At 66.2% G+C, this 24255-nt stretch carries 26 protein-coding genes; 10 read left to right on the plus strand and 16 right to left on the minus strand.

Annotated features, from left to right (window positions below; all coding sequences use genetic code 11):
* Positions 1 to 77 precede the first annotated feature (77 nt).
* The 5 genes from AC1D0A_RS00770 to AC1D0A_RS00790 form a co-directional block, all read right to left on the minus strand.
* Entirely contained in the window at positions 78 to 524 is a 447-nt protein-coding gene (locus AC1D0A_RS00770) for an SRPBCC domain-containing protein (RefSeq protein WP_476942862.1), read from the minus strand.
* A gap of 85 nt (positions 525 to 609) precedes the next feature.
* A complete protein-coding gene (locus AC1D0A_RS00775; RefSeq protein WP_459385631.1) occupies positions 610 to 1659 on the minus strand; it encodes a sulfate/molybdate ABC transporter ATP-binding protein in 1050 nt (349 codons plus the stop codon).
* The gene (locus AC1D0A_RS00780; RefSeq protein WP_459385632.1) at positions 1656 to 2477 is read right to left on the minus strand and encodes an ABC transporter permease; all 822 of its coding nucleotides are present in this window, start codon (positions 2475 to 2477) and stop codon (positions 1656 to 1658) included. Before AC1D0A_RS00780 ends, AC1D0A_RS00775 begins: the two co-directional genes overlap by 4 nt.
* A gap of 5 nt (positions 2478 to 2482) precedes the next feature.
* Positions 2483 to 3301: a molybdate ABC transporter substrate-binding protein gene (gene modA / locus AC1D0A_RS00785; RefSeq protein WP_476942863.1), complete on the minus strand. Its 819-nt coding sequence runs from the start codon at positions 3299 to 3301 to the stop codon at positions 2483 to 2485.
* Entirely contained in the window at positions 3298 to 3708 is a 411-nt protein-coding gene (locus AC1D0A_RS00790) for a TOBE domain-containing protein (protein WP_476942864.1), read from the minus strand. Before AC1D0A_RS00790 ends, modA begins: the two co-directional genes overlap by 4 nt.
* Positions 3709 to 3971: 263 nt before the next feature.
* On the opposite strand from AC1D0A_RS00790, the gene AC1D0A_RS00795 reads away from it, so the two are divergent.
* Complete coding sequence (locus AC1D0A_RS00795) at positions 3972 to 4559, plus strand: hypothetical protein (protein ID WP_476944961.1); 588 nt, start codon at positions 3972 to 3974, stop codon at positions 4557 to 4559.
* Between the two features lie 141 nt (positions 4560 to 4700).
* On the opposite strand, the gene AC1D0A_RS00800 is transcribed toward AC1D0A_RS00795, so the two are convergent.
* The 5 genes from AC1D0A_RS00800 to AC1D0A_RS00820 all read right to left on the minus strand — a co-directional run bounded on the left by AC1D0A_RS00800 (position 4701) and on the right by AC1D0A_RS00820 (position 9536).
* Positions 4701 to 5822, minus strand: a complete 1122-nt coding sequence (locus tag AC1D0A_RS00800) for an NAD(P)/FAD-dependent oxidoreductase (protein ID WP_476944962.1) — start codon at positions 5820 to 5822, stop codon at positions 4701 to 4703.
* A 68-nt stretch (positions 5823 to 5890) separates the two neighbouring features.
* Entirely contained in the window at positions 5891 to 6946 is a 1056-nt protein-coding gene (locus AC1D0A_RS00805; RefSeq protein ID WP_476944963.1) for a Gfo/Idh/MocA family protein, read from the minus strand.
* The gene (locus tag AC1D0A_RS00810; RefSeq protein WP_476944964.1) at positions 6946 to 7761 is read right to left on the minus strand and encodes an amino acid ABC transporter ATP-binding protein; all 816 of its coding nucleotides are present in this window, start codon (positions 7759 to 7761) and stop codon (positions 6946 to 6948) included. The genes AC1D0A_RS00805 and AC1D0A_RS00810 overlap by 1 nt, the downstream gene beginning before the upstream one ends.
* Positions 7758 to 8546: an amino acid ABC transporter permease gene (locus AC1D0A_RS00815; RefSeq protein ID WP_018775513.1), complete on the minus strand. Its 789-nt coding sequence runs from the start codon at positions 8544 to 8546 to the stop codon at positions 7758 to 7760. The genes AC1D0A_RS00810 and AC1D0A_RS00815 overlap by 4 nt, the downstream gene beginning before the upstream one ends.
* 144 nt (positions 8547 to 8690) lie before the next feature.
* Positions 8691 to 9536 carry an ABC transporter substrate-binding protein gene (locus AC1D0A_RS00820; RefSeq protein WP_476944978.1) on the minus strand — a complete coding sequence of 282 codons (846 nt, stop codon included), beginning with the start codon at positions 9534 to 9536 and terminating at the stop codon, positions 8691 to 8693.
* A 205-nt stretch (positions 9537 to 9741) separates the two neighbouring features.
* Between AC1D0A_RS00820 and AC1D0A_RS00825 the strand changes: the two genes are divergently transcribed.
* The 3 genes from AC1D0A_RS00825 to AC1D0A_RS00835 all read left to right on the plus strand — a co-directional run bounded on the left by AC1D0A_RS00825 (position 9742) and on the right by AC1D0A_RS00835 (position 12827).
* On the plus strand, positions 9742 to 10827 hold the full coding sequence (locus AC1D0A_RS00825) for a LacI family DNA-binding transcriptional regulator (protein ID WP_476944965.1): 1086 nt from the start codon (positions 9742 to 9744) through the stop codon (positions 10825 to 10827).
* Positions 10828 to 10984: 157 nt separating this feature from the next.
* The gene (locus AC1D0A_RS00830) at positions 10985 to 12280 is read left to right on the plus strand and encodes a cation:proton antiporter domain-containing protein (RefSeq protein WP_279294387.1); all 1296 of its coding nucleotides are present in this window, start codon (positions 10985 to 10987) and stop codon (positions 12278 to 12280) included.
* A 367-nt stretch (positions 12281 to 12647) separates the two neighbouring features.
* A complete protein-coding gene (locus tag AC1D0A_RS00835; protein ID WP_018775517.1) occupies positions 12648 to 12827 on the plus strand; it encodes a hypothetical protein in 180 nt (59 codons plus the stop codon).
* Positions 12828 to 12908: 81 nt separating this feature from the next.
* On the opposite strand, the gene AC1D0A_RS00840 is transcribed toward AC1D0A_RS00835, so the two are convergent.
* On the minus strand, positions 12909 to 13256 hold the full coding sequence (locus AC1D0A_RS00840; protein WP_476944966.1) for a nucleotidyl cyclase domain-containing protein: 348 nt from the start codon (positions 13254 to 13256) through the stop codon (positions 12909 to 12911).
* 67 nt (positions 13257 to 13323) lie between these two features.
* Between AC1D0A_RS00840 and AC1D0A_RS00845 the strand changes: the two genes are divergently transcribed.
* Positions 13324 to 14583, plus strand: coding sequence for an NYN domain-containing protein (locus AC1D0A_RS00845; protein WP_476944967.1), 1260 nt, complete (start codon positions 13324 to 13326; stop codon positions 14581 to 14583).
* Between the two features lie 97 nt (positions 14584 to 14680).
* Entirely contained in the window at positions 14681 to 15073 is a 393-nt protein-coding gene (locus AC1D0A_RS00850) for a VOC family protein (protein ID WP_476944968.1), read from the plus strand.
* Between the two features lie 152 nt (positions 15074 to 15225).
* Here the strand turns inward: AC1D0A_RS00850 and AC1D0A_RS00855 are convergent, their stop codons facing one another.
* A complete protein-coding gene (locus AC1D0A_RS00855; RefSeq protein WP_476944969.1) occupies positions 15226 to 16401 on the minus strand; it encodes a zinc-dependent alcohol dehydrogenase in 1176 nt (391 codons plus the stop codon).
* A 302-nt stretch (positions 16402 to 16703) separates the two neighbouring features.
* On the minus strand, positions 16704 to 17096 hold the full coding sequence (locus AC1D0A_RS00860) for a hypothetical protein (protein WP_476944970.1): 393 nt from the start codon (positions 17094 to 17096) through the stop codon (positions 16704 to 16706).
* 355 nt (positions 17097 to 17451) lie between these two features.
* On the opposite strand from AC1D0A_RS00860, the gene AC1D0A_RS00865 reads away from it, so the two are divergent.
* Together AC1D0A_RS00865 and AC1D0A_RS00870 are read left to right on the plus strand one after the other, a co-directional pair.
* Positions 17452 to 19662, plus strand: coding sequence for a hypothetical protein (locus AC1D0A_RS00865; protein WP_476944971.1), 2211 nt, complete (start codon positions 17452 to 17454; stop codon positions 19660 to 19662).
* A gap of 134 nt (positions 19663 to 19796) precedes the next feature.
* Positions 19797 to 20282: a hypothetical protein gene (locus tag AC1D0A_RS00870; protein ID WP_476944972.1), complete on the plus strand. Its 486-nt coding sequence runs from the start codon at positions 19797 to 19799 to the stop codon at positions 20280 to 20282.
* A 50-nt stretch (positions 20283 to 20332) separates the two neighbouring features.
* Here AC1D0A_RS00870 and AC1D0A_RS00875 read toward each other — a convergent pair whose 3' ends face one another.
* A complete protein-coding gene (locus tag AC1D0A_RS00875; RefSeq protein ID WP_476944973.1) occupies positions 20333 to 20815 on the minus strand; it encodes a hypothetical protein in 483 nt (160 codons plus the stop codon).
* Positions 20816 to 20929: 114 nt separating this feature from the next.
* The gene (locus AC1D0A_RS00880; RefSeq protein ID WP_476944979.1) at positions 20930 to 21772 is read right to left on the minus strand and encodes an SDR family NAD(P)-dependent oxidoreductase; all 843 of its coding nucleotides are present in this window, start codon (positions 21770 to 21772) and stop codon (positions 20930 to 20932) included.
* Positions 21773 to 21855: 83 nt separating this feature from the next.
* Here AC1D0A_RS00880 and AC1D0A_RS00885 point away from each other — a divergent pair, with 83 nt between their 5' ends.
* Both AC1D0A_RS00885 and AC1D0A_RS00890 read left to right on the plus strand, forming a co-directional pair.
* Entirely contained in the window at positions 21856 to 22470 is a 615-nt protein-coding gene (locus AC1D0A_RS00885) for a TetR family transcriptional regulator (RefSeq protein ID WP_476944974.1), read from the plus strand.
* Positions 22471 to 22572: 102 nt separating this feature from the next.
* Complete coding sequence (locus AC1D0A_RS00890; protein WP_243181641.1) at positions 22573 to 23241, plus strand: alpha/beta fold hydrolase; 669 nt, start codon at positions 22573 to 22575, stop codon at positions 23239 to 23241.
* 16 nt (positions 23242 to 23257) lie between these two features.
* Here the strand turns inward: AC1D0A_RS00890 and AC1D0A_RS00895 are convergent.
* On the minus strand, positions 23258 to 24255 hold a 998-nt coding region (locus AC1D0A_RS00895), incomplete at its 5' end, for a cytochrome b/b6 domain-containing protein (RefSeq protein ID WP_476944975.1).

Below are 24255 nucleotides of genomic sequence, written 5' to 3' on the forward strand. Positions count from 1 at the left end.
TTTGATGTCCGCTTGTTGTCCGCCCACCGGCGGGCCGCTGTCAGCAGTAGCGGAACCTGGCCCCGCGGTCCTACTGCCTAATCGCGCCCTGGCTCTTCCCGCTCCGCGATTCCTTTCACGCTCTCAACCAGGCTGTCCCACATGCCCTTGGAGTGGTCGGCGTCCTCGGCACTGGCGTTGTTGTCCTGGGCGAGGGTGAGTTGCGTGGCACCGGGCTGGTCCTCGAGCGTCCAGGTCAGCGTGTGGTAGTTCTCCGGCGCATCCTCCTGGCCGCTCAACGGGCTGAAGTGCGTGACAACCAGCCGCCGTCCGGGTTCAAACTCGAGGATGCTGCCCCTGTCCTCGTAGTCCTTGCCGTCCCAGGTGCCCCGCCACAGGATGGGTCCGCCTACGGTCCAGTCGGTCACGAGTTCGGTGCCGAACATGAACTCCTTGGCGGCATCGGGGTCGGTGATCACGGACCATACGCGGCTCGCGGGCGCCTCGATGGTGATGGTCGAGGTCGCCACATACATTCCAGGCATGGTTTTCCTTTCCTCGCGGAGTCGCTCGGCGCCGGCAGCGCCCGGCACCGAGACTACTCCGCCGGGCGGAACGTGCGGAAGCTCCCTAGGCCGGGTAGATCGCGATGGCGGCGGCCTTGATGACGAAGTAGACGCTCATTCCGGGGATGAGTCCGAGGTCGGCTGACGCTGCCGGGGTGATGTCTGCGGAGAGTCGACCGGCACGGACACGGATCTGATCGCCGTGGGGCTCGAGGTCCGTGATGATCACTTGGAATGAGTTTCGCGGGCTGCCGTGCTCTTCGGTGAGGAACACCGATACCGCCGAGGGCGGAAAGACCGCTACGCCGTCCTGCCCGGGCTCGACGGACTCGTCCTGGTGGCCCGCGACGACCATGCCCTGGGCGGTGGTCACCCCGGCGTCGCTGACGGTGCCGGCCACCAGGTTCAGCCCGGCCAGCCCGGCGGCGAACCGGCTGCGCGGTTTTTCCAGGACTTCGCGGGTGGGGCCCTGTTCGGTGATCCGGCCGTCCTCGAGGACGATCACCCTGTCGGCCAGCATGAGGGCGTCGAGGATGTCGTGGGTGATGATGATGGCCCGGCGGCCGGCGAGGACGCGCTTGAGGAGCCGGCGGAGCAGCGGGGCGGCGTGGATGTCGAGCGCGGCCATGGGCTCGTCGAGGAGCAGCAGGTCGGGGTCGGCGGCGAGGGCGCGGGCCACGGCCACCCGTTGGGCCTGCCCGCCGGAGAGCTGTCCGGGGCGCCGCGAGGCGAGGGCGTCGGCGTCGACTTCGGTGAGCCAGTGCATGGCCGTTTCGCGGGCCGCGGCACTGGAGGCGCCGGCACTGCGTGGCCCGAACGCGACGTTGTCCAGTGCGCTGAGGTGCGGAAACAGGAGGGCTTCCTGGGCCAGCAGCGCCGTGCCCCGGGTGTGCGGGGCGCGCCAGATGTTGGTGTCCGCGCTCAGGTCGAAGAGAACTTTTTCGCCGATCGTCGCCTTGCCGGCATCGGGGCGCAGCAGGCCGGAGATGATCGAGAGGAGCGTCGATTTACCGGCCCCGTTGGGCCCGAGGATGGCGATTGTCTCGGCCGGTCCGAGGCTGAGGGAGACCTCGAAGCCCCGTGCGGCAAGGGTTGCGTCCAGCTGAAAGGTCACCGGAATGCCCCCTCCGGTGCCACGCCAAGGCGCGGGCGCCGGTAGGAGAGCCCGACGACGGCCACCGCCACGGCGACCAGAAGGAGGGAGAGCGCGACGGCGGCGTCGGCGTCGGTTTCGCGTTGCAGATAGATCTCCAGCGGCAGGGTGCGGGTGACGCCCTGCAGGCTGCCGGCGAAGGTCAGGGTGGCACCGAATTCGCCCAGGCTGCGGGCGAAGGACAGAACGGCGCCGGAGGCCAGGCCGGGGAGCACCAGCGGGATGGTCACCCGGCGCAGCACCGTGCCCGGGCGCGCGCCGAGGGTCGCGGCGACCGCCTCGTACTTGTTGCCGGCGGTGCGCAGGGCGCCTTCGAGGCTGACCACCAGGAACGGCAGGGCAACGTACGTCTGGGCGAGGACGACGGCGGTGGTGGAGAAGGCGATCTGGATTCCGGCCAGTTCCAGGCTTTTGCCCAGGAGTCCCTGGCGGCCGAAGGTGTAGAGCAGGGCGATGCCTCCGACCACGGGAGGCAGGACCAGCGGCAGCAGGACGAAGGCCCGGAGCAGGCGCTGGCCCGGGAACGGGCTCCGCGCCAGGATGAGTGCGAGCGGCACCCCGAGGACGATGCAGGAGGCGGTGCTCGCCGCGGAGGTACGCAGGCTCAGGCCGAGCGCGGTGAGTGAGGATTCGGAGGTGATCAGCGGGATGAACTCGGACCAGTTGACCCTGGCGACCATTGCCACCAGCGGCAGCAGGACGAAGAGTGCCCCTGCTGCCGCGATGGCGTAAATCCATGCCGGGATGCCTGTGTACCCGGTGCCGCTGCGCCTGTGCATGCCGTTTACGGGGTGCCGAATCCGGCGTCGCTCAGGACCGTCTTGCCCTCGCTGCCGGTGACCGCGGCGATGAAGGCAGCGGCGAGCTCCTTGTTCTTGCTCGTGCCGACCGTGGCGATGGGGTAGGTATTTACGGCCTGATCCGACTCGGCGAAGCGGATGCCTTTGACCTTGTCTCCGGCGTTCTTGACGTCCGTGACATAGACCAGCCCGGCGTCGGCCTCACCCGAGGTGACCTTGCCCAGGACATCCGTGACGGACGATTCCTCGCTGACCGGCGCCAGCGTGGTGCCGGTGGCTTTTTCGACGGTCTCGGCCGCGGCGCCGCAGGGAACCTGCGGTGCGCAGACCACCACCTTCACGCCCGGTTTGGCGAGGTCGGCGAAGGAGCTGATCGATGCCGGGTTGGACGGCGGAACCGCGATCTCCAGGACGTTCGTGGCGAAGTTGGCCGGGGCGCCGTCGATCAGTTCCGCATCGGTCAGCTTGGCCATGTTCTTAGTGTCGGCGGAGGCAAAGACGTCGGCCGGGGCGCCCTGGGTGATCTGCGTAGCCAAGTCCGAGGAGCCGGCAAAGTTCAAAGTGATTTTGGTGCCGGGGTTCTTCGCCTCGAAGTCGCTGGCCAGCTTGGTGAAGGTCGATTTCAGCGAGGCCGCGGCGTAAACGGTGATCGCTCCGGACAGCGTGGGGGTCTCACTGGCCCCGGCGCTGGAGTTGGAGCCGGTTCCGGCTGCCCCGGGCGTGCCGGCGGCGCAGCCCGCCACGCCCGCGGCCAGGACGCCGGCCGCCAGCAGTGCGGTGACGTGCTTGCGGGCAGTCCTCATACGATGCTCTTTCCGTGGGGCGTTTCGATGATGACGGTGGTGGCTTTGACCACGGCGGTCGCCACGGAGCCAAGCTCCAGGCCCAGTTCCCGGACGGCTTCGCTGCTCATCAGGGACACGACGCGGAAGGGCCCGCACTGCAGCTCAACCTGTGCCATGACTTTGTCAGCGGTGATGCCCGTGACCAGGCCGACGAACCGGTTGCGGGCGGAGCGGCCCACCTTGGTGGGGTCATCGGGAAGCTGTGCCTGGTCGCGGGCCAGGTGGGCAAGTTCCAGGCCGTCCACGGCCAGCCGGCCGGAGTCATCCTTGACCGGGGTCAGGATCCCGTTCTCGGTCCAGCGCCGGACGGTGTCGTCACTGACCCCGAGAAAACGTGCTGCTTCGGAGATGCGGATTTTCGGCATGACTCCATAATCACCTATTTGCGGAGATTATGGGGATTCTGATCCGCAAATCAGTAAAGAATCCTCGTTTGGTGTCAGCCGAGGCGCAGCCGGGTCCGGACCCCGGGATGCTCGAACTCAAGCCGCATGTCGGGCCGGCCGGTGGCGCCGCCGTCGGGCGCCACCCGCTGGGTGGCCATCAGGGGCGACGGCGGGTCGATTTTCCCGCCGCCCGGGACGATAATCGGAGGTGACCGGACAGCTTCTGCCGAGAGGAGCCGGCCATGGCACCCACCACCCTGCTGGCAGGATTCAGATCTGCGATCGCCGCCCTCACGCTGGGGGTGCTGCTGACCGGAACCGGCTGCTCCTCCGACAACCCCGCGGAAACCACGAAGATCACGCCGGCGACCAACGGGATCAACACCGTGGTCGGTCCGATGAAGCTGGCGGACATGCTCATCCTCTCCCACGGAGCGGACCAGCCCGGACGGATTATGGGCACCGTATTCAACACGTCCGCCAAAGACGCGGTTGTCACGATATCCGGCGCTTCCGGATCGACGGTATCGATTCCGGCCAAGGCCAACGGCGAAACTTCTTTGGCCCAACCTCCGGCCATGATGCTGGACCCCACCACGGGATCCCCCGGGTCCCTGGTCACGGTCCGGGTGAGCGAGGACTCCACAGGTAAGTCGGCCGAGCTGCAGCTTCCGGTCCTGGACTCCACGCTGCCCGAATACCAGTCGTACATGCCCGCGACGCCCGGATCCGGGACTGCCTCCGGCAGCCCGTCACCCACGCTGCCCGGGAACACCACCGCCCCTTCCGGGACCGGGTCCCCCACCTCCAGCCCCTCCCCCAGCCCGTAGCCCGAAGCCCGGTCTCAGTCGCCTGACAACCATGGATCTGGCCCCAGGGGCGGCGCTCCCGTTACCGGAGCAGGACGGGGCTTAGGCAGGCAGGGCCGGTGAACGCAGACCCTGCCTGCCTGGCAGCCTCTGTGGCTCTGGCTAGGAGAAGCGTCCCGGCCGGAAGGTGGCCAGCATCGGGTGCTTCGTGCCGGTCATGATCTCGCCCGCAAGAAGTTCGCCTGCGATGAGGCCGAGCGTGGCCCCCGAGTGTGTGAAGGCCACGAAGCAGCCGGGCACCTGGCCGAGTTCGCCGAGGACCGGTTCGCCGTCGCCCGGGATGGGCTTGTAGCCGATCTTCCAGGAGGCTGGTTTGAGGTCGGGGTTGCCGGCGATGAGCCTGGATGCTTCGTCGGCGAGTTCCTGGACCACGTCATCGGGGATGCTGAAGGAGCCGTCGGCGTGTTCGGTGATGTGCCCTTCATACCAGTCGTGGTCCAGGGCGAGGGTGTTTCCGGGGTTGGGCCGGACGGCGGCCCTGGGGGTGTTCAGCACGGTCTTCAGCTCGTGCTCGACGGGTTTGGTCAGCACCAGCATGGAGACCGGGGATCCGTTGGGGATTTCGACGCCGAGGGGCGCGACGACGGCGGGAGTTGCGGCACCGCACGCCACCAGGACAGCGTCTGCCTCGTAGGTTTCGCCTGCGGCCGTCTCGACGCCGGTGGCCCGGCCGCCGTCGACCGTCACGGACACCTTGCCGGCGTTGAGGACGAGTTCACCGCCCAGGGCGTGGAACTCCTCCATCAGGAAGTCCACCAGATCGGGCAGGCTGACCCAGCCCTCGCCGGGGTTAAAGATGGCGTTCTCCGGAACGGCGACCGGATCGATGCCGGGGGTGGCTGAGGAAACCTGTGCGGGTGTCAGAAGCTTCGAGTCATAGCCGATGGATTTCTCGTAGTGGTGGCGGGCTTCCGTGGCGGCTTCCTGGCCGGCGGGATTCCACATGAGGCCACCGCCGAACTGCAGCCAGTCCCGGCCGGGGTCAGCGGCGAAGAGCGTGCGGTAGCGGTCCACGCCGGCGACCCGGAGCTGGTGGTACGGTGTGGACCGTTCTCCGGCGGAGTTCAGCCAGGAGAGCGAGCGGCCGGTGGCCTCGCTGGCCAGGCCGTGTTCGGTCAGGAGGATGACGGAGGCACCGTCGCGGAGCAGGTGGACGGCGGTGGAGACGCCAAGGATGCCGCCGCCGATGATGGCGATGCGCTTGGTTGAGGGCGTGGAGGACATGGGTCTGCCTTTCCTAAAGTAGAGGTTTCTCGGGTGCCCGTCAGGGGCACCGGAAGCCGGTGTGAGGGCTATGCGAAGGCGCGGATATTTTCGATGACCCTCAGGACCTCGAGGGACTCTTCGGGGTCGACCGGCAGTGGGCCCTTGTCACGGAGGGCAGTCGCGAGCTCTGCATAGAACAGCGGATAGGCGCCGGGTTCAGATGCGACTGGCCGCAGGTCTCCGTCGACACCCACGGTCCCCCAATGGGTTTGGGGTTCGACGCCGTAGCCCGGGTCCGTGGGTGTCGTTCCGGCCGCGAGGGCCGGTTCCTGGCCGTCCAGGCCCCACTTCGTGTAGCCGGACTGGGAGCCCAGGACGTGGTAGCGCGGGCCGACCTGCGCCGTCATGCCGTTCATCCACAACCGCGAGCGGACTCCGGATTCGTGGAGCAGGGACACGAAGGCCTCGGTGTCGGCGCCGCCCGGATCCGGGCCGTGGTTCGCCGTTTCGCCGTAGCTTTGGGTCACCGGGCCAAAGAGCTGGATGGCCTGGTCGATCAGGTGGGCACCGAGGTCGTTGAGGATGCCGCCGCCCTCGGGCACGGCGGCGGTGTCCCGCCAGTTTCCGAAGCCCTCCGGCCGCCACCATTCAAAGCGCGACTCGAAGCTGCGGACCTCGCCCAGCGCTCCTTCCTCGATAAGCTTCTGAAGCGTCAGGAAATCGGCGTCCCAGCGCCGGTTCTGAAATACCGTAAGCTGCACGCCGGCGTCGGCCGCCCGGGAGATGAGTTCCTGCCCCTGGTCCGATGTGGTGACGAACGGCTTGTCCACCACCACGTGAAGGCCATGGGCGATGGCCGTCGCGGCGAGGTCGAAGTGGGTCAGCGGTGGCGTTCCGAGGACCACCAGATCGAGGTCACCGGACAACGCAAACAGGTCCTCTGGCGTAGGGACGATCCGGGTGTCCGGGTAGAGCCTTGCAGCTTCCGAGGCGCGGTCCGGGTCCGCCGTGACGATCACGTCCAGCGAGTAGTTGGCATCCGCCGCGATCAGCGGTGCGTGGAAGACTTTGCCCGAGATGCCGAACCCCACGACGGCGGTGCGGATGGGTGCCGCGGCGGTGTTTCCCTTCAGGGTCTCCATCAGAGCACTTCCGAGAGGAAGCGCTGGAGGCGTTCACTTTGCGGGTTGTCGAAGAGGTCGGCGGGCGTGCCGGACTCGACGACCTCGCCTTCGTCCATGAAGACGACCTGGTCGGCGACCTTGCGGGCAAACCCCATCTCGTGCGTGACCACCAGCATGGTCATGCCGCGGCGGCCCAGGCCTGCCATGAGGTTCAGCACGCCCTTGACCAGCTCCGGGTCCAGGGCGCTGGTGGCCTCGTCGAAGAGCATGACTTCCGGTTCCATGGCCAGGGCTCGGGCAATCGCGACGCGCTGCTGCTGTCCGCCGGAGAGGTCGCGGGGGCGGTGGTCGGCGCGTTCGGCAAGACCGACCTCGGCGAGGCGGCGCCGGGCGCGTTCCCTGGCTTCGGCCTTGGGCATGCCCTTGACGCTCCAGAGGGCCAGCGCCACGTTCTCGAGGGCGGTGTGGTCCGGGAAGAGGTTGAAGTGCTGGAACACCATGCCGATGCGGCTGCGCAGGAGGTCCGGTTTGACCTGCAGGGCGCTCTCGCCGGCCAGGAGCACGTCCCCACTCTTGGGTTCGTGAAGCCGGTTGACGCCGCGCAGGAGGGTGGATTTGCCGGAGCCGGAGGGCCCGATGATGCAGGTGGTGGTGCCCGGGGCGACGTTGAGGCTGACCTTGCGGAGCACCTCGACGTCGCCGTAGGCCATGGTCAGGTTCTTCAGTTCCAGGCTGGAGCCGTGGAACGTCTCGATGTCCGGGACTGATTCTTTGGCGTTGTTGGTGCTGCTGGCGTTGTTGGTGCTGCTTGCGGTGTTGCTGGCGAGGCTCATGTGTTGCTCCCGGTGGTCAGCGGTGAAGCCGCGGCGAGTTCTTTGACTTCCTTGAGACCGCTGCTGGGTGCGGCGGGGCGGCGTCGGCCGGTGCGGAAGCGGTTATCGAAGTAATTGACCAGATGGGTCAGGGGAACCGTGATCAGCAGGTAGAAGATGCCGGCCATGACCAGGGGCGAGAGGTTGCCGGAAAGCACGGCGGCGTCCTGGCCCACGCGGAAGAGCTCGCGTTCCGTGACCAGCAGGCCCAGGAAATAGACCAGCGAGGAGTCCTTGACGATCGCGATGAACTGGTTCACCAGCGCCGGCAGGACCCGGCGGACGCCTTGCGGAACCACCACCAGGGCCATGGACTTCGCGTAGCTCATGCCCAGCGCGCGGCAGGCCTCACCCTGGCCTTTGTCCACGCTCTGGATACCGGCGCGGAAGATCTCACCGATGTAGGCGCTGGCGATCAGGCTCAGGGCGATGATCCCCAGGGGGTAGGGCGAGGGGCCGAAGATCGATTGGCTGAAGCGGGCGAAACCCTGGCCGATCAGCAGGATGGTCAGGATGGCGGGGAGTCCGCGGAAGAGGTCCGTGTAGATCCGGGCCGGAACCCGAAGCCACCGCGAGGGAGATATCCCCATCACGGCGACGACCATGCCAAGGGCAACGCCGATGATGGTCGCCGCAACGGAGATGATGAGGGTATTGAGGAGACCGACTCCCAGAAGCTGGGGCAGGACCTCGGCCATTGCGCCGAAGTCGAAGAAGGTGCGGGTGATGGTGCTTAACCAGTCCATGGTTGCTCTCAGACGTAGGTAGCTTGTGGAACCCGGGCGGGCCGCGCAGTGCGGCCCGCCCGGTCAGGTGGCAGCCGGGCTATGTGCCGGACGTGCCGATGGTTCGGTGCCTATTGGTTGCCGGTCGCTTACTTGCTGGGCCGTTTACTTGCTCGGCGCAGGCGTTGCCGTCTGCTCGGCTTTCGGCAGGTACTGCTCGGGCATCGGGGAGCCCGGGAACCACTTCTGGTAGAGCTTCTTCCAGGTGCCGTCCTCCATGGCTGCGGCAAGGCCCTTGTTGAGGGCGTCCTTGAAAGCGGTCTTGCCCTTGGCCACGGCGAAGCCGGCGGGAGCGTCGAAGGAAGGGATGTCCGCGGCGCTGATCAGCCCGTACTGCGTTTCATAGGACTTGGCGGCCTCGTAGTCCAGGAAGTGTGCATCAACGGATCCACTGTTGACGGCGGCGATCGCGGTGTTGTTGTCCGGGAAGCGCACCAGGCTCGCGGAGGTGAAGTTCTTGACCGCGTACGCCTCCTGCAGCGTTCCCTGCACGACGCCGAGACGCTTTCCGCCGAGACCGTCGGCGCCGGTGATGCCCGAGGTCTTCGTGGTGATGACGGTCAGGTAGCCGGCCAGGTAGCCATCGGAGAAGTCGACGGTTTGTTTGCGCTTGTCAGTGATGCCGATCGCCGCAACGCCGGCGTCGAACTGGCCGTTGGAGACGGCGGCGAGCAGCCCGGAGAAGTCCTGTCCGGTGAAGACGACCTTGTCGACTCCGGCGCGGTGGGCGACGTCTTTGAAGAGCTCGACGTCGAAGCCGGTGAAGTTGCCCTGGGCGTCGGCAAAGGTATAGGGCTTCGAATCACCCAGGCTGGCAACGCGGATGGTGCCGGCCTCAATCAGGCCGTAGGGGTTGTCCGCCGGCGAGGACGAGGCGGATGAGCTGCCTCCGCAGCCGGAGAGTGCCAGGACCGCGGCAACAGCAGCGGCGATGAGCGCCCCGGGGCGCATTTTGTTTCCTGTGTTCACAGCGTTTCCAATCGTGGGGGTGAGCAGCGGGGCAGGCAGGCAGTGGGCCCCGTGGAGTGGGACTTTGTCGATGGAAGTCTTGCTGAGTCCGGTCTCAGTCCCTAAGATTGAGACCGGACTCACATCGATTGCTAGAAATGTAATCGAAGCCACATCAGGCGTCAAGGGTCCGCTACGAAAGGCCGTAATGAATAGTGATGCTTCCCGGCGCCGCGATGTCACTGTCGCCGACGTCGCCAAAGCAGCCCAGGTTTCCAAGGCCCAGGCCGCCCGCGCCCTGGGCAATTACGGGGCCGTGAGCGACGACGTGCGCGAGCGGGTGCTGGCTGCCGCCGAGGAACTGGAGTACCGGCCCAACGAGCTCGCCCGCAGCATGAATACCGGGAAATCGCACACCATCGGGGTGGTGGTCGGCGACATTGAAAACCCCCATTTCGGCCTGGCCACGCGGGGCATTACGGACACCGCCAAGCGGAGTGGATTCAATGTCATCCTGATCAATACGGACGAGGATACCGAGGCGGAATTCGACGCCGTCAGGGTGCTCCTCGACAAGCGCGTTGACGGCCTGATCGTGGCACCCGCGTCCTCCGTGGAAACGCAACATTTACGGCGCGTTCACGAATCCGGCCGTCCGCTGGTCCTTTTGGACCGCAAGGCGCCAGGGCTCGACGTCGACACCGTGGCGGTGGACATGGAGGACATCTCCCATGAATCCACCAGCTATTTGCTCAAGTCCGGCCATCGGAGGATCGCCTTCGTCTCCACGCTGAAAACCGCCGGGCCGTACCACGACGGCATGCAGCTGGACTCGTCCCAGATCTCGGACCGGCGCGACGGCATGAAACGCGCGTTCGACGATGCGGGGCTGGACCTGCCCGTCGATCTGATCCGCCTCAACGCCGGCGACGACGAGTCCATCAAGAAGATCACCCGCGAGCTGGTGCAGCGCCCGGACCCGGCGACGGCGATCATCGCCTCCGACGGGCTGATCGGCCTCAGCGTGGTGGAAGCGATCCACGAGCTCGGCCTCTCCATTCCGGATGATGTCTCCTTCCTCATGTACGACGACTTCGCCTGGACGCGCCTGACCACGCCCCCGCTCACGGTGATCGCCCAGCCTGTCTATGACATGGGCGTAGCGGCCGCCTCAGCCCTGATCCGGCAGATCGAAGGCCGCAAGGCACCGGCGGCCGCACCGACATTCACGGCCGCACTGATCCGCCGCGGCTCGGTCGCGGCACCGCCGGCGCAGGAACAGGATAGGGCTTAGTTCTCTGGCGCGGTCCCGGGCCGGCGGATTCACTGAACTGCAGGGGAACGTTTAGTGCAATCGGCGGAGGGAGCGTGATCCCTGTGGGCGGATCCATCCGGCGGCTGGAATCGGACCGCCCTCACCCGGCACCCACGGAAACGGGCGCCGATCCGTCATGGAGCTGACGGTCATTGTCCTCATCACCGCCCTCCTGTTCGCGTGGGCGCTGGTGTCGGCGCGGCTGCAGCAGGCGGACCTGACCGCTCCCATTGTGTTCACCGCTGTCGGCGCAGCCCTGGCCTGGTCCGGGCTGGTCAGTGGCCCGTCGCCCCTGGCGAGTATCACCCCGGTTGTCGAGGTCACCCTGGTGTGGGTGCTCTTCTCCGACGCCGCCCGCCTGCCGCTCCAGCAATTGCGCCGGGACGTGAGCCGCTACGTGCGGCTGCTGGGAGTCGGCCTGCCGCTGACGATTGTGTTCGGGTGGGCCCTGGCCGCCTGGTTCTTTCCCCAGTTCGGGTTCTGGCTGGCCCTCCTCGTCGGCGCTGCGCTTGCCCCTACCGACGCCGCACTCGGAATACCCGTGGTGACGAATCCGGCGGTGCCGTCGCGGATCCGCCAGCTGATCACGGTCGAAAGCGGTCTCAACGACGGCATCGCCACCCCGGTCGTCATGCTCGCCATCGCCGGCGCGGCCGCCGCAGCAGGCCTGGAGAGCGCCGAAGGCCCAGGCAGCGCGGCCATGGAGCTGCTCATCGGCGCCGGCGTCGGCGCAGCGGCCGGCGCCGCGGGAGGGTGGCTGCTCCAGCTGGCCCGCCGGCGCGGGACCGCAACCGAGGACTTCGCCGGCATCGGCGTCCTGGCCCTGAGCCTGCTCTCCTACAGCGCCGCACTCGCGGTGGGCGGCAACGGCTTCGTCGCCGCGTTCTGCGCCGGGCTGGCGTTCGGCACCTGCGCCGGGGAACGGGGGCCGGCCGAACTGGCCTTCGTTGAGCAGATGAGTGGCCTGGTGTCCCTGCTCGTGTGGCTGGCCTTCGGAGCCATCACCGTGCCGATCATGCTGGAGCACTCCCTCCCCCTGACCATCGCGTATGCCGTGCTCAGCCTCACGGTGGTGCGCATGCTGCCGGTAGCGCTGGCCTCAATTGGCGCCGGCCTCGACCGGAAGACCGTCCTGTTCGTGGGCTGGTTCGGCCCGCGCGGACTGGCGTCCCTCGTGTTCGCGCTGCTGGCGCTGGAAGCCCTTGGACCAGTGTCCGATCAGGCCGTGGCCGTCATTGCCGCCACCGTACTGCTCAGCGTCCTGGCCCACGGCTTCAGCGCCGCACCGTTGGCTGCCCGCTACGGACGGGCCGCTGCCGCAGCGGGACCGGAGCCCGGCGGACCGGTGCCGGTCTCTCCGGCCCCCGCCCGGGGGCTGAGCCGCATGCACATCCACCCTCCGCATTTTCGGTCGAAGCGGTCCCGTCCCTAGACCGCACTGAACCGTCCGCGCTCTGGACTCGGGTGCCGTCGTCGGCGTCCACGTTCCGGCACAGCGGCTGTGATGAGTCTCACGCGCAAATTTCGCCATCTGGCTTGAGCCTCCCGCGCGGCGCTGTGCACTATGGAAAGGCAAGGCAGGGACTGCGACGTTCCTGCCGGTGCAGCCTGACGAATTCCTGCGACGTTCCGCGTCCGCAGTAAACGCCGGGCACCCATCCTGGTGGACGCAATGAGGCCAAACCGGTGAGCTCGCAGAGCTGCCCACGGTCTCAGGCGTTCCTGGTTTGGCCCCTACAGCGGCTCCGCATCGGTGCGGCAGCCGGACATCCGGATTCATGAAATGGAAGCACTGAACAATGACGTTTGAAACTGCCAACTCTGTAACCCACAAGCTCTGGGACCGCTCCACCATGCACCACGAGCTGGACGCGCTGGTCCACGAGCTCTCCGAGCGCCACAACACCGCCAAGAGCAACATCGCGGTCCACGCCAGCGGCCCGAACACCTTCACCCTCAGCCTGAACCACGGCGCCTAAGCCCGGGTTCCAGGCAACAGGCCGAACGACGACGGCGGGAGCCACCTCCCGCCGTCGTCGTTTGGCGTTAAAGCCCGCGGATCAACCGGCGCCCACGGCCCCGCGCATTTCCGTCTTGACCCGGTACATGCCCTGATCTGCGGCCAGCAGCAGGGCCCTGGCCAGTTCTTTGTGCGCGGCCGAATCGGCGTCCGCCGGGACAGCCGTTTCCGCCTGGCCAACGGACATGCCCAGCCGGAGCTCGCTCCCCCCGATGGTGACGGTATCCGCGCCGCGCACGGCCTGGGAGAGCATCAGCGCCACGTGTTCCAGGACCTGGTCGCCGGCCGCGTGGCCCGGGGTGTCGGCTTCCCGCAGGAGTTCCGGCGCGCGCGGCCGATCCCGAACACGCCTATGGACCTCCTGTTCCCGCCAGGAGGTCCGGCACACGACGGCAAATGGGCAACCAAGCGGTCACCTCTGGCCCGCGCCGCCCTCCTGCTGGCACACTGAGCCGATGAGTGATCACCTCCCCCCGTCCCGGCGGCCTGGCATCCGTGCCGCGATGTTCGTGGACTTCGACAACGTCTACACCGGCCTGATGGCCTTGGACCCGGCGGCCGCGAAGAGATTCGCCGAGGACCCCAAGCACTGGACGGAGGCGCTGGCCGCCGGCGGCGCGGGCGAAGAATCCCGGCGCTTCCTGATCCGCAACTGCTATCTCAATCCGGTGATCTACTCCAAGTACCGGCCGTACTGGACCCGCGCGGGCTTCCGCGTGATCGACTGCCCCTCCCTCACCCAGCGGGGCAAGTCCAGCACCGACATCAACCTGGTGCTGGACGCCATGGATGCCCTGGCCGGCGCGGCACACGTTGAGGAGTTCTTCGTCGCGTCTGCGGACGCCGACTTCACCTCGCTGGTCCAGCGGTTCCGGGCGGCCGACCGCATGACCACCGTCATCGCTGCCGGCGCCGTGGCGTTCGCGTACCGGGAGATGGCCGACAGCGTGGTGGAGTCCCACGACTTCGTGGCAATCCTCAACGGGACCGCGGCCGGAATCCCCCGCATGGTCCCGTCCGCCGGACTTGGCACCCCGCTCCGCACCGCCCAGGGCACTCCCGGGTCCGCGACGTCGGCCGCCGACGAGGTCCGGGCCCTGGTGCAGGCCGCGCCTGGTCCGGTCACGGGAGCGGTCGCGGCGCACCGGGCCCTGACCGCGGACCCGTCACTGAAGACCGATTGGGGCGGCCACGGCAAGTTCGGGGCCTGGATCGCCCAGATCGGCCAGGGCGTCCAATACTCGTCCACGCCGTCGCCCGGCTGGGTGTGGGACGCGAAGCGGTTTTCCCCGGAGCCCTCCTCGCTGGCCTCCGACGCCCGGCCCGCGATCGAGGAGCAGGTCACCCGGGTCACGGACGTTCCGGCACTGTCGGCAGAACAGTTCAGACAGGTCTTCCTTTCCCTGGCGGCGAAGCTGCGCGACCATTCGGGCAACCGCAGCGAATTGGCACGCTCCGTTCGGGACGACTGCGTGGCGGCCGGGCAGCCGGTGTCCCGCTCTGCCGTCAACTTCGTGATCCAGGGCGTGGTGTACGCCGGCGGCTCCCTCGCAGAGGAGATATCAGCGGCAGAACTCGCCGCCGCATGGACCAGAAACGTGGAAGAGCTGTGCCGGCTGGCCCTCATGGAGTTCGACGACGCCGAAAAGCTCGCGCTCAGGCGCTGGGCCGGCGGCGGGCTGCTGGAGTCCGGCCCCGGCGGCTCCCGGGCGTAGCGAACCTCCCGCCGTCGTGGGCTTGCGCTGGGTGCCAAACCGATCGACAGTGTGATCTATCTACACCTCCCCAAACGAATTCGGAAAGGAGCTGGAAATGCCCAACGACCTTACGGAACTGGTCAGCGTCCGGTACATGGTGGCCGACGTCGATGCCGCGGTCGACTTCTATACAACGCATCTCGGATTCACCGTCAGGATGAGCGCCGCGCCGGCGTTCGCCGACGTCACCCGCGGCCGGTTGCGGCTCCTCCTGAGCGGGCCGGCCAGCTCGGCAGGCCGTCCCATGCCGGACGGCACGGTGCCCATCCCGGGAGGATGGAACCGGATCCACCTCATCGTGGGCGATATCGCGGCCGAAGTGGCACGGTTGCGCGCCGCAAGCGTCACGTTCCGGAACGACATAGTCAAGGGCCCAGGCGGACAGCAGATCCTGCTGGAGGACCCGTCCGGGAACGTTATCGAGTTATTCCAACCCGCCGGCGAATAGCGGCCGTTTCACACACAAGCGGACGACGGCGGGATTCCTCTTCACCGAGGTCGCTAGCTGGGCTCCCGTTCCTGTCGAATGGGGAGCCCAGCTGCGCTTGGGTCCGGCTGACGGAAGACCTGAGGAGATCTCCCGGAGCGGGGACATCTTCGCTACGGCTTCAGGACCACCTTGATGCAGCCGTCTTCCTTTTTCTGGAAGATCTCGTAGGCGGCCGCGGCACCGTCGAGGTCGACCTCGTGAGTCTTCAGGTCCATGACGCCGAGCGGGTCTGCGGAATCTTCCACGAGCGGGAGCAGCTCGTCCGTCCACCGGCGGACGTTGCACTGGCCCATCCGGAGTTGGATCTGCTTGTCGAACATGCTCAGCAAGGGCATGGGGCTCGCTGTACCCCCGTACACCCCGCTTAGCGAAACGGTGCCCCCCCGGCGCACGGAGTCGATCGCTGCATGGAGGACCGTCATGCGGTCTACGCCCGCAGTCTCCATGGCCTTCTTTGCCAAGGCATCCGGCAAGAGCCCCACCGCATTCTGCGCAAAGGCGCCGACGGGCGAATTGTGCGCTTCCATGCCGACGGCGTCGACGACCGCGTCAGGGCCCCTTCCATCCGTCATATCGCGAAGCTGGTCACTGACGTCCTCTGTGAAATCGATCGTTTCCACCCCGTGCCGCTCGGCCATGCGGCGGCGTTCCGGAACCGGCTCGATGGCGATGACGCGCTGACCCAGGTGTCGACCGACCCGGCTGGCGAACTGCCCCACCGGGCCGAGCCCAAAGACGGCCAGTGTGCCGCCGGCGGGGACATCGGCGTATTTCACTCCCTGCCAGGCGGTGGGAAGAATATCGGAGAGGTAGAGGTACCGCTCATCGGGCAGTTCGTGCCCGACCTTTATCGGCCCGTAGTCGGCGTGGGGCACTCGCAGGTATTCCGCCTGCCCACCGGGGACCGACCCGTAGAGCTCGGAGAACCCGAACAGGCTCGCCCCGCTGTTGTGGGCATGGACCTGGGTGGTCTCGCACTGGGACTGCAGCCCCTGTTTGCACATCCAGCAATGGCCGCAGGAGATGTTGAAGGGGATGACCACCCTGTCGCCCGGCTTGAGGTTCCTGACCTCGGAGCCGACCTCCTCAACGACGCCCATGGGTTCGTGCCCCAGGATGTCGCCGGCCTTCATATAGGGGCCAAGGACCTCGTACAGGTGGAGGTCCGAGCCGCATATGGCCGATGAAGTGATCCTGACGATGGCGTCCGTGCCCTTCTCAATGACCGGATCCGGAACCATCTCCACGCTGACCGACCGCTTGCCCTGCCAGGTAAGTGCCCTCATATTCGCTCCTTCAGTCGCAACCAAATTAGTAAGTCTACTGATCAATAAGCATGCCTTGTCCGCGCCCGGATGGGAAGGAGCGTCGGCCTGAGTCCTACATAGCCGTGGCTGAGTTCGGGCCGGCTGGCGATAAGCGCGTTCGAAGGGCGGAAGCCCGCGGCTGAGGACAGGGTGCGGCCACGGCCTGGCATCCGCCCTGGCCGCCCGCCCCAAATAGCCGCCCGGCGGGTCAGCGGCACCTTCGTACAAAGCGGACGACGGCGGGACTCCCGCCGTCGTCCGTTGCGTTTGGTCTCGTTTACCTACAGTGCCGGCGCGCGAGTGGTTGTGACGATTTCGGCTTCGTCCGTTCTCGCTATTATGCGAGCACCGCCGCCGCCGCCACCGCCACCGCCGCCGCCGCCGCCGCCCTCGTTAGTCAGAACATCGTTAATTGCGTCCCAAGCGCGACCGGTGAGGTCCTTAGCCGCGTCCCATATACCCGACAGACTGAACGCAGCTGCGTCAAACCCAGGGCTCGCTGTCCTTGAGACCACGAAATCTGGCGTCTTGCGCTCTGCATCGCATTCGGCTGTTAACACTGCTGTCCGACCGTGCACCATTGCACGAATTCGATCGCTCTGGCCGGACGCTAAAGGTTCAGATGTAAAAACACCGGGCGCGTCTGCAACCGGCTTAAAGGAATTGCTAATCATTTTCTCTCCGTTGATCCCCAGATTCGGAGCTGTCTAACAGACGCGGAAGCACAAGCTTCGCGTAAATGATATTCCGCGGCAGCCTAAAATTTGGCGCGGGAATAATCGGCACACATGCGTATTTTTGGCACGTCAGACTTTGAGTTACCCCCCCATCATTGACTTTCACTCGTCATGGTCCTCGCAGGAGACACGAAAGTCAACGGGCTGTTTACACCTGATTCCGCGCGGAAGTTTTGACCAAGCCGCTCGCGAGGCAAGCACCGGAACCGGGCCGCCGCTCCTCCGAAAAACAATCGGCTGTCGAACCCAGGGGCGATGTTCAAGAAAGGTTTGTGGTGGTTATGATTCGGTCATGCCGAACCCGCGATTGTCTCTCGCCTTAGAACGGATTGGCCCTGGAGACTGGGCGATATTCGAATCGTTCGCGTCGGAGTTCTTAGCGGTCGAATATCCAGCCCTGCGGACGATGGCAGCTCCGAACGGAGACAAGGGTAGAGACGCCGAAATATTCACGATTGATGGGGTGCCAAAAGTTGCATTTCAGTACTCTGTCACGGCGAGTTGGAAGTCGAAAATTGCGAGCACGCTGGACACCCTCAAGAGGAATTTTCCTTCGGTCAGCACCATGATCTACCTGACCAACCAGGTGATTGGTCCGGCCGCCGATGAACTCAGGGAAGAGTCCCGACGTGATCGGAATATAACCGTGGACATCCGGGACCGGTCGTGGTTTGTGGACCGCGAGAAGTCCTATCCGCAACGACGAGTGGCCAGTGAAGAGCTGGCTCAGAGATTTGTGGATCCGCTCCTGTCCAAACGAGGGGTCCTCGAAAGAATATCGACCTTGACCGCCGATGAGAGCAAGGTCGCGGTGCTGCACTTGGCTCTGGACGGCGAAGATCAGGCAACCGAGCAGAGCCTTACCAAGAGCTGCTTCGAGTCATTGGTCTTGGCGGCGCTTCACGATTCGAGCACATACAACAGGCTCAGCCTGAGCGAAATCAAAGACGGCGTCGCCCTCCGCATGCCCGTGGGGAAGCGAGGGCAGGTCGATGCTCTGACCCTGAGCGCATTGAACCGCCTGTCTCGGAAGGGCCCCATCAAACAACACAAATCAGCGTCCGGGGCCGAGGACACCTACCATCTCAGTTTTGAGGAGGCCAAGAGGATAAATGATCAGACAGCCAAGTTCCTTCTTGATGAAGCTGCCCTCGATGCGAAACTCATTGCGGCGGTTCGAGCCGTCGAAGCACCGAAGGCACTGAGCGAAGCACAGTTGACGGAGATTTCTCGGCAACTGCGAACAGTGTTGGAAGAAACACTCCTGGAACGAGGTGAGTCTTTTGCCGAAGCCGTGGAAAAAGGTGCACCGTTCCAACTCAGCCCTGTAGCCATAGCTGACCGAATTACAGCTAATGGTGGCATCCGTGAGCTCAGCTCTGATGCCGCGGCCGCGGCCATAATGCACGTACTGGAACAGCCCTCGCCGCAAACACAATCGCATCTTCGGCGGCTAGCCGACGCATACACGCTTTTCGCGTTCCTGAAACAAACCCCGGACGTCCAAAAAGTCGTGCTCAACGTCTTCAGTGAAGGCGACATATGGATGGACACCACCGCGATCCTGCCCCTTATCGGAGAGAGCCTGGTAGACGATCCGGAAGAGCGCCACTTTACGATTCTGATGCGCGCAGCGGTCGACGCAGGGTTGCTTCTATATGTAACGGACGGAGTCGTCGAAGAAGTTGAAAGACACCTCAACCTGGCCGTTGCTTATGGTCACAACAGAACGTCGACTTGGTCGGGAAGGGTCCCCTTCCTTTATTCGGCCTTCGTGCTCTCGGGCCGACCAGAGACTGAATTCCTGGACTGGCAACGGAACATCTGTGGACGAGAACAGCCGTTGCAGGACGTCAGCGACTACCTTGCCGACGAATTCTCTATCGAGATCAAGAGTCTCCTTGAGTACTCGAATGCCGCCTCGACCGAACTCCGGGGTGCAGTTCAGGAACTATGGAATGAGACTCACGAGAGAAGGCGTCAACGAGGTGACTACGGAGCCGAGCAAGGGACCCGGTCTCGCCTGGTTGCCCACGACGTCGAAAACTCAGTCGGCGTCATCGAGTATCGGCGGACGATTGGACCATCACCCATGGGCTACCTTGCATGGTGGCTGACGTTCGACAGAACAGCCATGAAGATGAAGGACCACCTACGGGAGCGCCTTGGCCCGCAAGCCCCTGCGTCGCCGGTGTTGAGTCCGGATTTCCTCACCCAACTGCTTCGCTTGGGCCCGCTCCGCACCGCCATCGAACAGGATCTGAGGGTGCAGCTACCCCTGCTCACGGACATGAGCGTCAATCACTACGCTCCGCAGGCTCTGCTCGATTTAGCCAGGGAAACGCGAGAAAAGTCGTCGAGCCAGAATGAACGGGTAGTGCGTCGCGAAGTCCGTGACGCGGTGAACCGTGCAAGGCAGCAGATGGGGCCCGCGGCGGTCGGCGGCGTTCGAGCCATGGAGGATCGAATTTCAGCTTCCATCAGACGTCAGTCACCCGGATGAATCCCGCCGGCGGGGGCACATAACCGGCAGTCGGACGGCAGCCAGGACTGCTGATAGCGGAATACCCCCGGTTTCGCTCCGATCTGGGCGGCCGCAGCCGCACGCTCACTTCTGTCGCATGGGAGTATTCACCTATGACTATCGATAATGATGCTGCCAACCTCCCGGCGCAATCGGACTCCCACGGCACGGACGACTCGATCGAAGTCAGCCGTGGCTGGGACCACATCGGGGCCATCATTGTCGATGCGGCGCTGCAGCGGCGACAGAACTACCACGCGACCGTCAGGCCGCGCGTTGCCGCTCTGGTCGGGGCATGGCCTGATGCCGCCACGACCAGTGGATTCCGGCGGCGCCTCGATACCGGGACGCTTTCCGAAGTTGTCAGCTGGCCGTCCCCTGGCCGTCTCGCCCAGGTAGAGGACATGACGCGCGTGTTCGAGAGCCAGGGCATCGAGACTGTAGTCGAACTCCGAGGAGCACTTGGTGACGACGCCAGCAGAGCTGTTTTCCGGGAGGCTCTTGGGGCCGTGCGGCATGTCAGTCCCAAAACGCTCGATTACATTGACACCCTTTGCGGAGTGTCAACGGGCGGGGCCGTCGAAGCGCATGAGGATTGACGGGCCTGTCCGCGTCGGACGCGGATGGCTCCCAGGTGTCGTAGGGTCCCTCAGGTCTGGTCCTCTGTGGAGGCGGCGCGCAGGTCGGGGTCCACGCCCCTGGTTCGCTGCGCATCCACAGACGGCACCGGCTCGTTATCCGCACGGCGAAGATAGAGCCAGGCCGCGACTCCCGCGGTCACCGCAACCGCCGCCACTCCGGCAATCACCCAAGCCTTACCGGACGCCGTCCGCCGCGACTTAGCCCGGGCGGGTGCCGTGACAACACTCGGTGCAACCCGTTTCAGGCCCTCTTGAACACGGGGAGCCAGAGTTTCCACTCCCCCGGCGAGGTCGTCAGCGAGCCGCCGTAGTCCGGTCTGGATCCTCGGAGACGCAGATTCAATCCCGGCATCGAGCCCGGCCACCACTCTTTTCAATGCCGCCTCGACCCCGGGGGTGGCCCACTCCCTCCCCTCGGTGAGCTGAGAGATGAGATTCTCTGAAAGATGGCGGATCTGGTCGGCCTGGTTCTTGGGTGTTGCCGTGCGCATGAGTGCCTCCTCGATGTGGTGGATGCCCATAGCCTACGGCGGTCGGCACCATAGAAACAGGCCCTCCCGGCCGCAGCCACCACGAACGCCGGGGTTCCTCGGTGCGCTCCCTTCCTACAGGAAGGCGGACGACGCCGGGACTTCCCGCCGTCGCCCGCCTGCGTTTGGTGAGGTGCTKKACAGCGCGGRCCAGCCGCCGTCGGAGGCGMGGATGGCGCCGTTGATGTTGGTGCCGTCATCGCTGAGCAGGAAGGTGATGGACGCGGCGAGCTGCGCGGCGGTGGCGGGCGTCGGGACGGTGGCCTGCATCAGCGGGCCGAGGCGCTCGGCCGCGAGCTGGGACCCCCAGGTGGCCACGATGTTGGTGATGGTGGGGCCGGGGGCCACGGCGTTGAAGCGCAAACCCTTCGGCCCGTACATCACAGCCGAGTTCTTGGTCAGGCCCACGACGGCGTGCTTGGACGCGGTGTACGCAGCGCCCGCGGCGGACCCGCGCAGGCCGGCCTCGGAGGCGACGTTGACCACGGAACCGGTGCCGGCGTCCAGCATCAGCGGCACCACCGCGCGGGTGAGGCGCATGAGGGCGGTGACGTTGATCCGGAAGACGCGGTCCCAGGTGTCGTCGTCCACCTCGTGGATCGGGGCGAAGTTGTCCATGATGCCCGCGACGTTCGCCAGCGCGTCGATGTGTCCGCCGGCAGCGGCGACGACGGCGGCCACGGTTTCCTCGGTGGAGATGTCGCCGGCCACCGGGACCAGGTCCAGCCCGGCGTTCTCGGCCACGAGGTCATCCAGGCGTTCCTTGCTGATGTCGGCGGCGATGACGCGGCCGCCTTCCCTGGCGATGCGCAGCGCGGTGGCCTGGCCGATACCCGAGGCTGCGCCGGTGACGATGACGGTCTTGCCGGCGAACCGGCCGGTGGTGGTGGCTTCCTGCCATGAAGCTGCGTTGCCCATGATGTCCTTCCAGACGTTGCTCATCCTGATGCGGCCCAGCTTATGACACTCTGTGTCATTATGTAAGGGTGAATACTGGTGGGATGCCTTCGGATGCCGTGACCACCGCCGTTCCGCGCCCCCCCGGGCGCCCGGTGACGATTGATCCCGACGCCGTGGCCGCCCTCGCGCTGCGGCTGTTCGCCGAGCGCGGCTACGAGCAGACCTCCATGGAGGACATCGCGCGCGAGGCGGGGATCGGGCGCAAGAGCCTGTACCGCTACTTCTCCAGCAAGGCCGAGCTCGTCTGGGGCGGCATGGAGCCGGTGGTCGAGGCTTCCCGTCTCGTGCTCGATTCGGCCCGCGCTGAAGGTCCCGGCGGCGACATCCTGGCGGGGCTGCGCGACGCGGCCGTCGCGGGCGTTGCTGTCCTGCCGGACCTTGCAGTCACGCGCGGCCGGCTCCGGCTGATCGCCGAGCACCCCGAGCTGGCCAGCCGCAGCTACGAGTCCCTGGCCCCGCAGCGCGAACGGACCCGGGCCTACCTGATGTCCGCGGGGGTCCGCGAGGATGTCGCGGGGTATTTGTGTGCCGCACTGATCGGCGCGACGTTCGAGGCCTGGATGCAGTGGGCCGCCGGGACGGACCCGGATCCGGTGCCGTATTTGGTGGCGGCGGTGGAGGTATTGCGGGTGCCGGAGTCGACGCGGGCGGGGTGACAATGGGGAGATGAGATCCGCATCGAAACGAAGCCGGCCCAACGGCCGCCGCCTGCCGGTCCGGACCCGGGGTCCCGCCGTCGTGCTTTGGCTGGTGCGGCGGTGAGCAGATTCGTCCTGATCCCCGGAGCGGGCGGCGCGGCCTGGTACTGGAGCCGCGTCGTTCCGTTGCTGCAGGGGGCCGGCCACGAAGCCGTTGCCGTCGATCTGCCCGGCGACGATGAAAGCGCCGGGCTGCCCGAGTACGCGCGCCTGGTGCTCGAAGCCGTCGGTGGACGCCAGGACGTGGTGCTCGTTGCGCAGTCGCTGGGTGGCTTCACCGCCCCGCTGGTGTGCGAAAAAGCCCCCGTCGCCGGGCTTGTCCTGGTCAATGCGATGATTCCCGTACCGGGCGAGACCCCCGGCGCATGGTGGGACACCACCGGCTGGGCTGCGGCGCAGCAAAGCGCGGCCCGGGCCCACGGGTACAGCACTGAGTTCGACACGGACACCTATTTCCTGCACGACGTTCCGCCGGAAGTCGCCGCGGAAGGCGAACCGCACCAACGCCCCGAAGCAGAGGCGGTGTTCGAGTCGGCCTGCAACTTCACGGCCTGGCCCGGTATCCCGACCCGTGTCCTGGCCGGAGAGGGTGACAGGTTCTTTCCCCTGGCCTTCCAACAACGGCTCGCCCGCGAACGCCTCGGAATGGAGCCCGACGTCCTGCCCGGCGGCCATCTCCTCGCCCTGGCAAACCCGGACGGCGTGGCCGATTACCTGCTGAGCCGCTGAACGCGGGAATTCCGGCCTAGCGGCTGCTCACCTGGCCGAACAGCCTCGCGATGGGCGCGAGCACCAGCGGGCGGGCGGCGTACCATCCGGCCGCCGTGATGGCGATGGCGGCCGCGAAGAGCCAGAACCCGGCCCAGTTCACCACGTCGGTGCCGCCGAACATGTGGTTCAGGTTGCGCAGCGCACCGGTCGCGAACACGAGGAACACGTGGATGAGGATGAACAGCACAAAAAACAGCATGGTCGGGAAGTGCACCGCGCGCGCAACCTCCACCGGGTAGACCTTGTTCAGCGTTTTCGCGTTCTTCGGCCAGAACTCGCTCATGCGCGCACCCGTGATCGCAGCGAGGGGGGCCGCGATGAAGACCACCACGAAGTACATGATCTGCTGCAGGCTGTTGTAGTTCACCCAGCCGGTCTCAACGGGCCAGTCGAGTGTCATGTACTGCAGGAGCGCGGAGAGCGCGTTCGGGACGGCCTCCCAACTGCTCGGCACGATCCTCATCCAGCGGCCAGAGGCAAACAGGAGCACCACAAAGATGAGCCCGTTGGCCAGCCACAAAATGTCGAGCGACTGGTGCAGCCACAGGTTGATGCTGATCTTCTTGCCACCGCGCTTCGGCGTCCAGTACGCCGGCGGCTTCTGCTGCGTGCGCACCTGGTAGCCGGAGCGAATGATGAGCACCATCAGGAAGATGTTCAGGAAGTGCGCCCACTGTGCCCACCACGGGAAGCCGGGCTCCACCGTATCGGGCAGGTCATACGCGCCGGGGTATCTCTCGAGGAACTCGGGCACGCCCGGCAGCGTCGTCACGCCGCGCGCGGCGAGCATGAGAATCGCTGCGGCGGCCACTCCGCCGACGGCGAAGAGCACGACGAGTTTGATCCACTGGCCCAGGGTACGTGAGCCGTAGAGCGTTGCCTCGGCCTTGGGCTTCACGGGCTTTTCGACGGCGGCGGGCCGTGCCGCGGGTGCGGCGGGTGCCGCGACGGCGGCGGCGGGCTGCGCTTCGG

The organism is Arthrobacter sp. P1_D4, assembly GCF_056406115.1.

Bases quoted from the DNA above. Each gene is read 5' to 3' on its own strand.
- AC1D0A_RS00830 (WP_279294387.1), top strand. From the start codon at position 10,985: ATGGAGCTGACGGTCATTGTCCTCATCACCGCCCTCCTGTTCGCGTGG.
- AC1D0A_RS00875 (WP_476944973.1), bottom strand. From the start codon at position 20,815: ATGCGCACGGCAACACCCAAGAACCAGGCCGACCAGATCCGCCATCTT.
- AC1D0A_RS00805 (WP_476944963.1), bottom strand. From the start codon at position 6,946: ATGGAGACCCTGAAGGGAAACACCGCCGCGGCACCCATCCGCACCGCC.
- AC1D0A_RS00885 (WP_476944974.1), top strand. From the start codon at position 21,856: ATGCCTTCGGATGCCGTGACCACCGCCGTTCCGCGCCCCCCCGGGCGC.
- AC1D0A_RS00810 (WP_476944964.1), bottom strand. From the start codon at position 7,761: ATGAGCCTCGCCAGCAACACCGCAAGCAGCACCAACAACGCCAGCAGC.
- AC1D0A_RS00815 (WP_018775513.1), bottom strand. From the start codon at position 8,546: ATGGACTGGTTAAGCACCATCACCCGCACCTTCTTCGACTTCGGCGCA.
- AC1D0A_RS00865 (WP_476944971.1), top strand. From the start codon at position 17,452: ATGCCGAACCCGCGATTGTCTCTCGCCTTAGAACGGATTGGCCCTGGA.
- AC1D0A_RS00825 (WP_476944965.1), top strand. From the start codon at position 9,742: ATGAATAGTGATGCTTCCCGGCGCCGCGATGTCACTGTCGCCGACGTC.
- AC1D0A_RS00850 (WP_476944968.1), top strand. From the start codon at position 14,681: ATGCCCAACGACCTTACGGAACTGGTCAGCGTCCGGTACATGGTGGCC.
- modA (WP_476942863.1), bottom strand. From the start codon at position 3,301: ATGAGGACTGCCCGCAAGCACGTCACCGCACTGCTGGCGGCCGGCGTC.
- AC1D0A_RS00835 (WP_018775517.1), top strand. From the start codon at position 12,648: ATGACGTTTGAAACTGCCAACTCTGTAACCCACAAGCTCTGGGACCGC.
- AC1D0A_RS00800 (WP_476944962.1), bottom strand. From the start codon at position 5,822: ATGTCCTCCACGCCCTCAACCAAGCGCATCGCCATCATCGGCGGCGGC.
- AC1D0A_RS00780 (WP_459385632.1), bottom strand. From the start codon at position 2,477: ATGCACAGGCGCAGCGGCACCGGGTACACAGGCATCCCGGCATGGATT.
- AC1D0A_RS00860 (WP_476944970.1), bottom strand. From the start codon at position 17,096: ATGATTAGCAATTCCTTTAAGCCGGTTGCAGACGCGCCCGGTGTTTTT.
- AC1D0A_RS00770 (WP_476942862.1), bottom strand. From the start codon at position 524: ATGCCTGGAATGTATGTGGCGACCTCGACCATCACCATCGAGGCGCCC.
- AC1D0A_RS00795 (WP_476944961.1), top strand. From the start codon at position 3,972: ATGGCACCCACCACCCTGCTGGCAGGATTCAGATCTGCGATCGCCGCC.
- AC1D0A_RS00855 (WP_476944969.1), bottom strand. From the start codon at position 16,401: ATGAGGGCACTTACCTGGCAGGGCAAGCGGTCGGTCAGCGTGGAGATG.
- AC1D0A_RS00790 (WP_476942864.1), bottom strand. From the start codon at position 3,708: ATGCCGAAAATCCGCATCTCCGAAGCAGCACGTTTTCTCGGGGTCAGT.
- AC1D0A_RS00820 (WP_476944978.1), bottom strand. From the start codon at position 9,536: ATGCGCCCCGGGGCGCTCATCGCCGCTGCTGTTGCCGCGGTCCTGGCA.
- AC1D0A_RS00845 (WP_476944967.1), top strand. From the start codon at position 13,324: ATGAGTGATCACCTCCCCCCGTCCCGGCGGCCTGGCATCCGTGCCGCG.
- AC1D0A_RS00870 (WP_476944972.1), top strand. From the start codon at position 19,797: ATGACTATCGATAATGATGCTGCCAACCTCCCGGCGCAATCGGACTCC.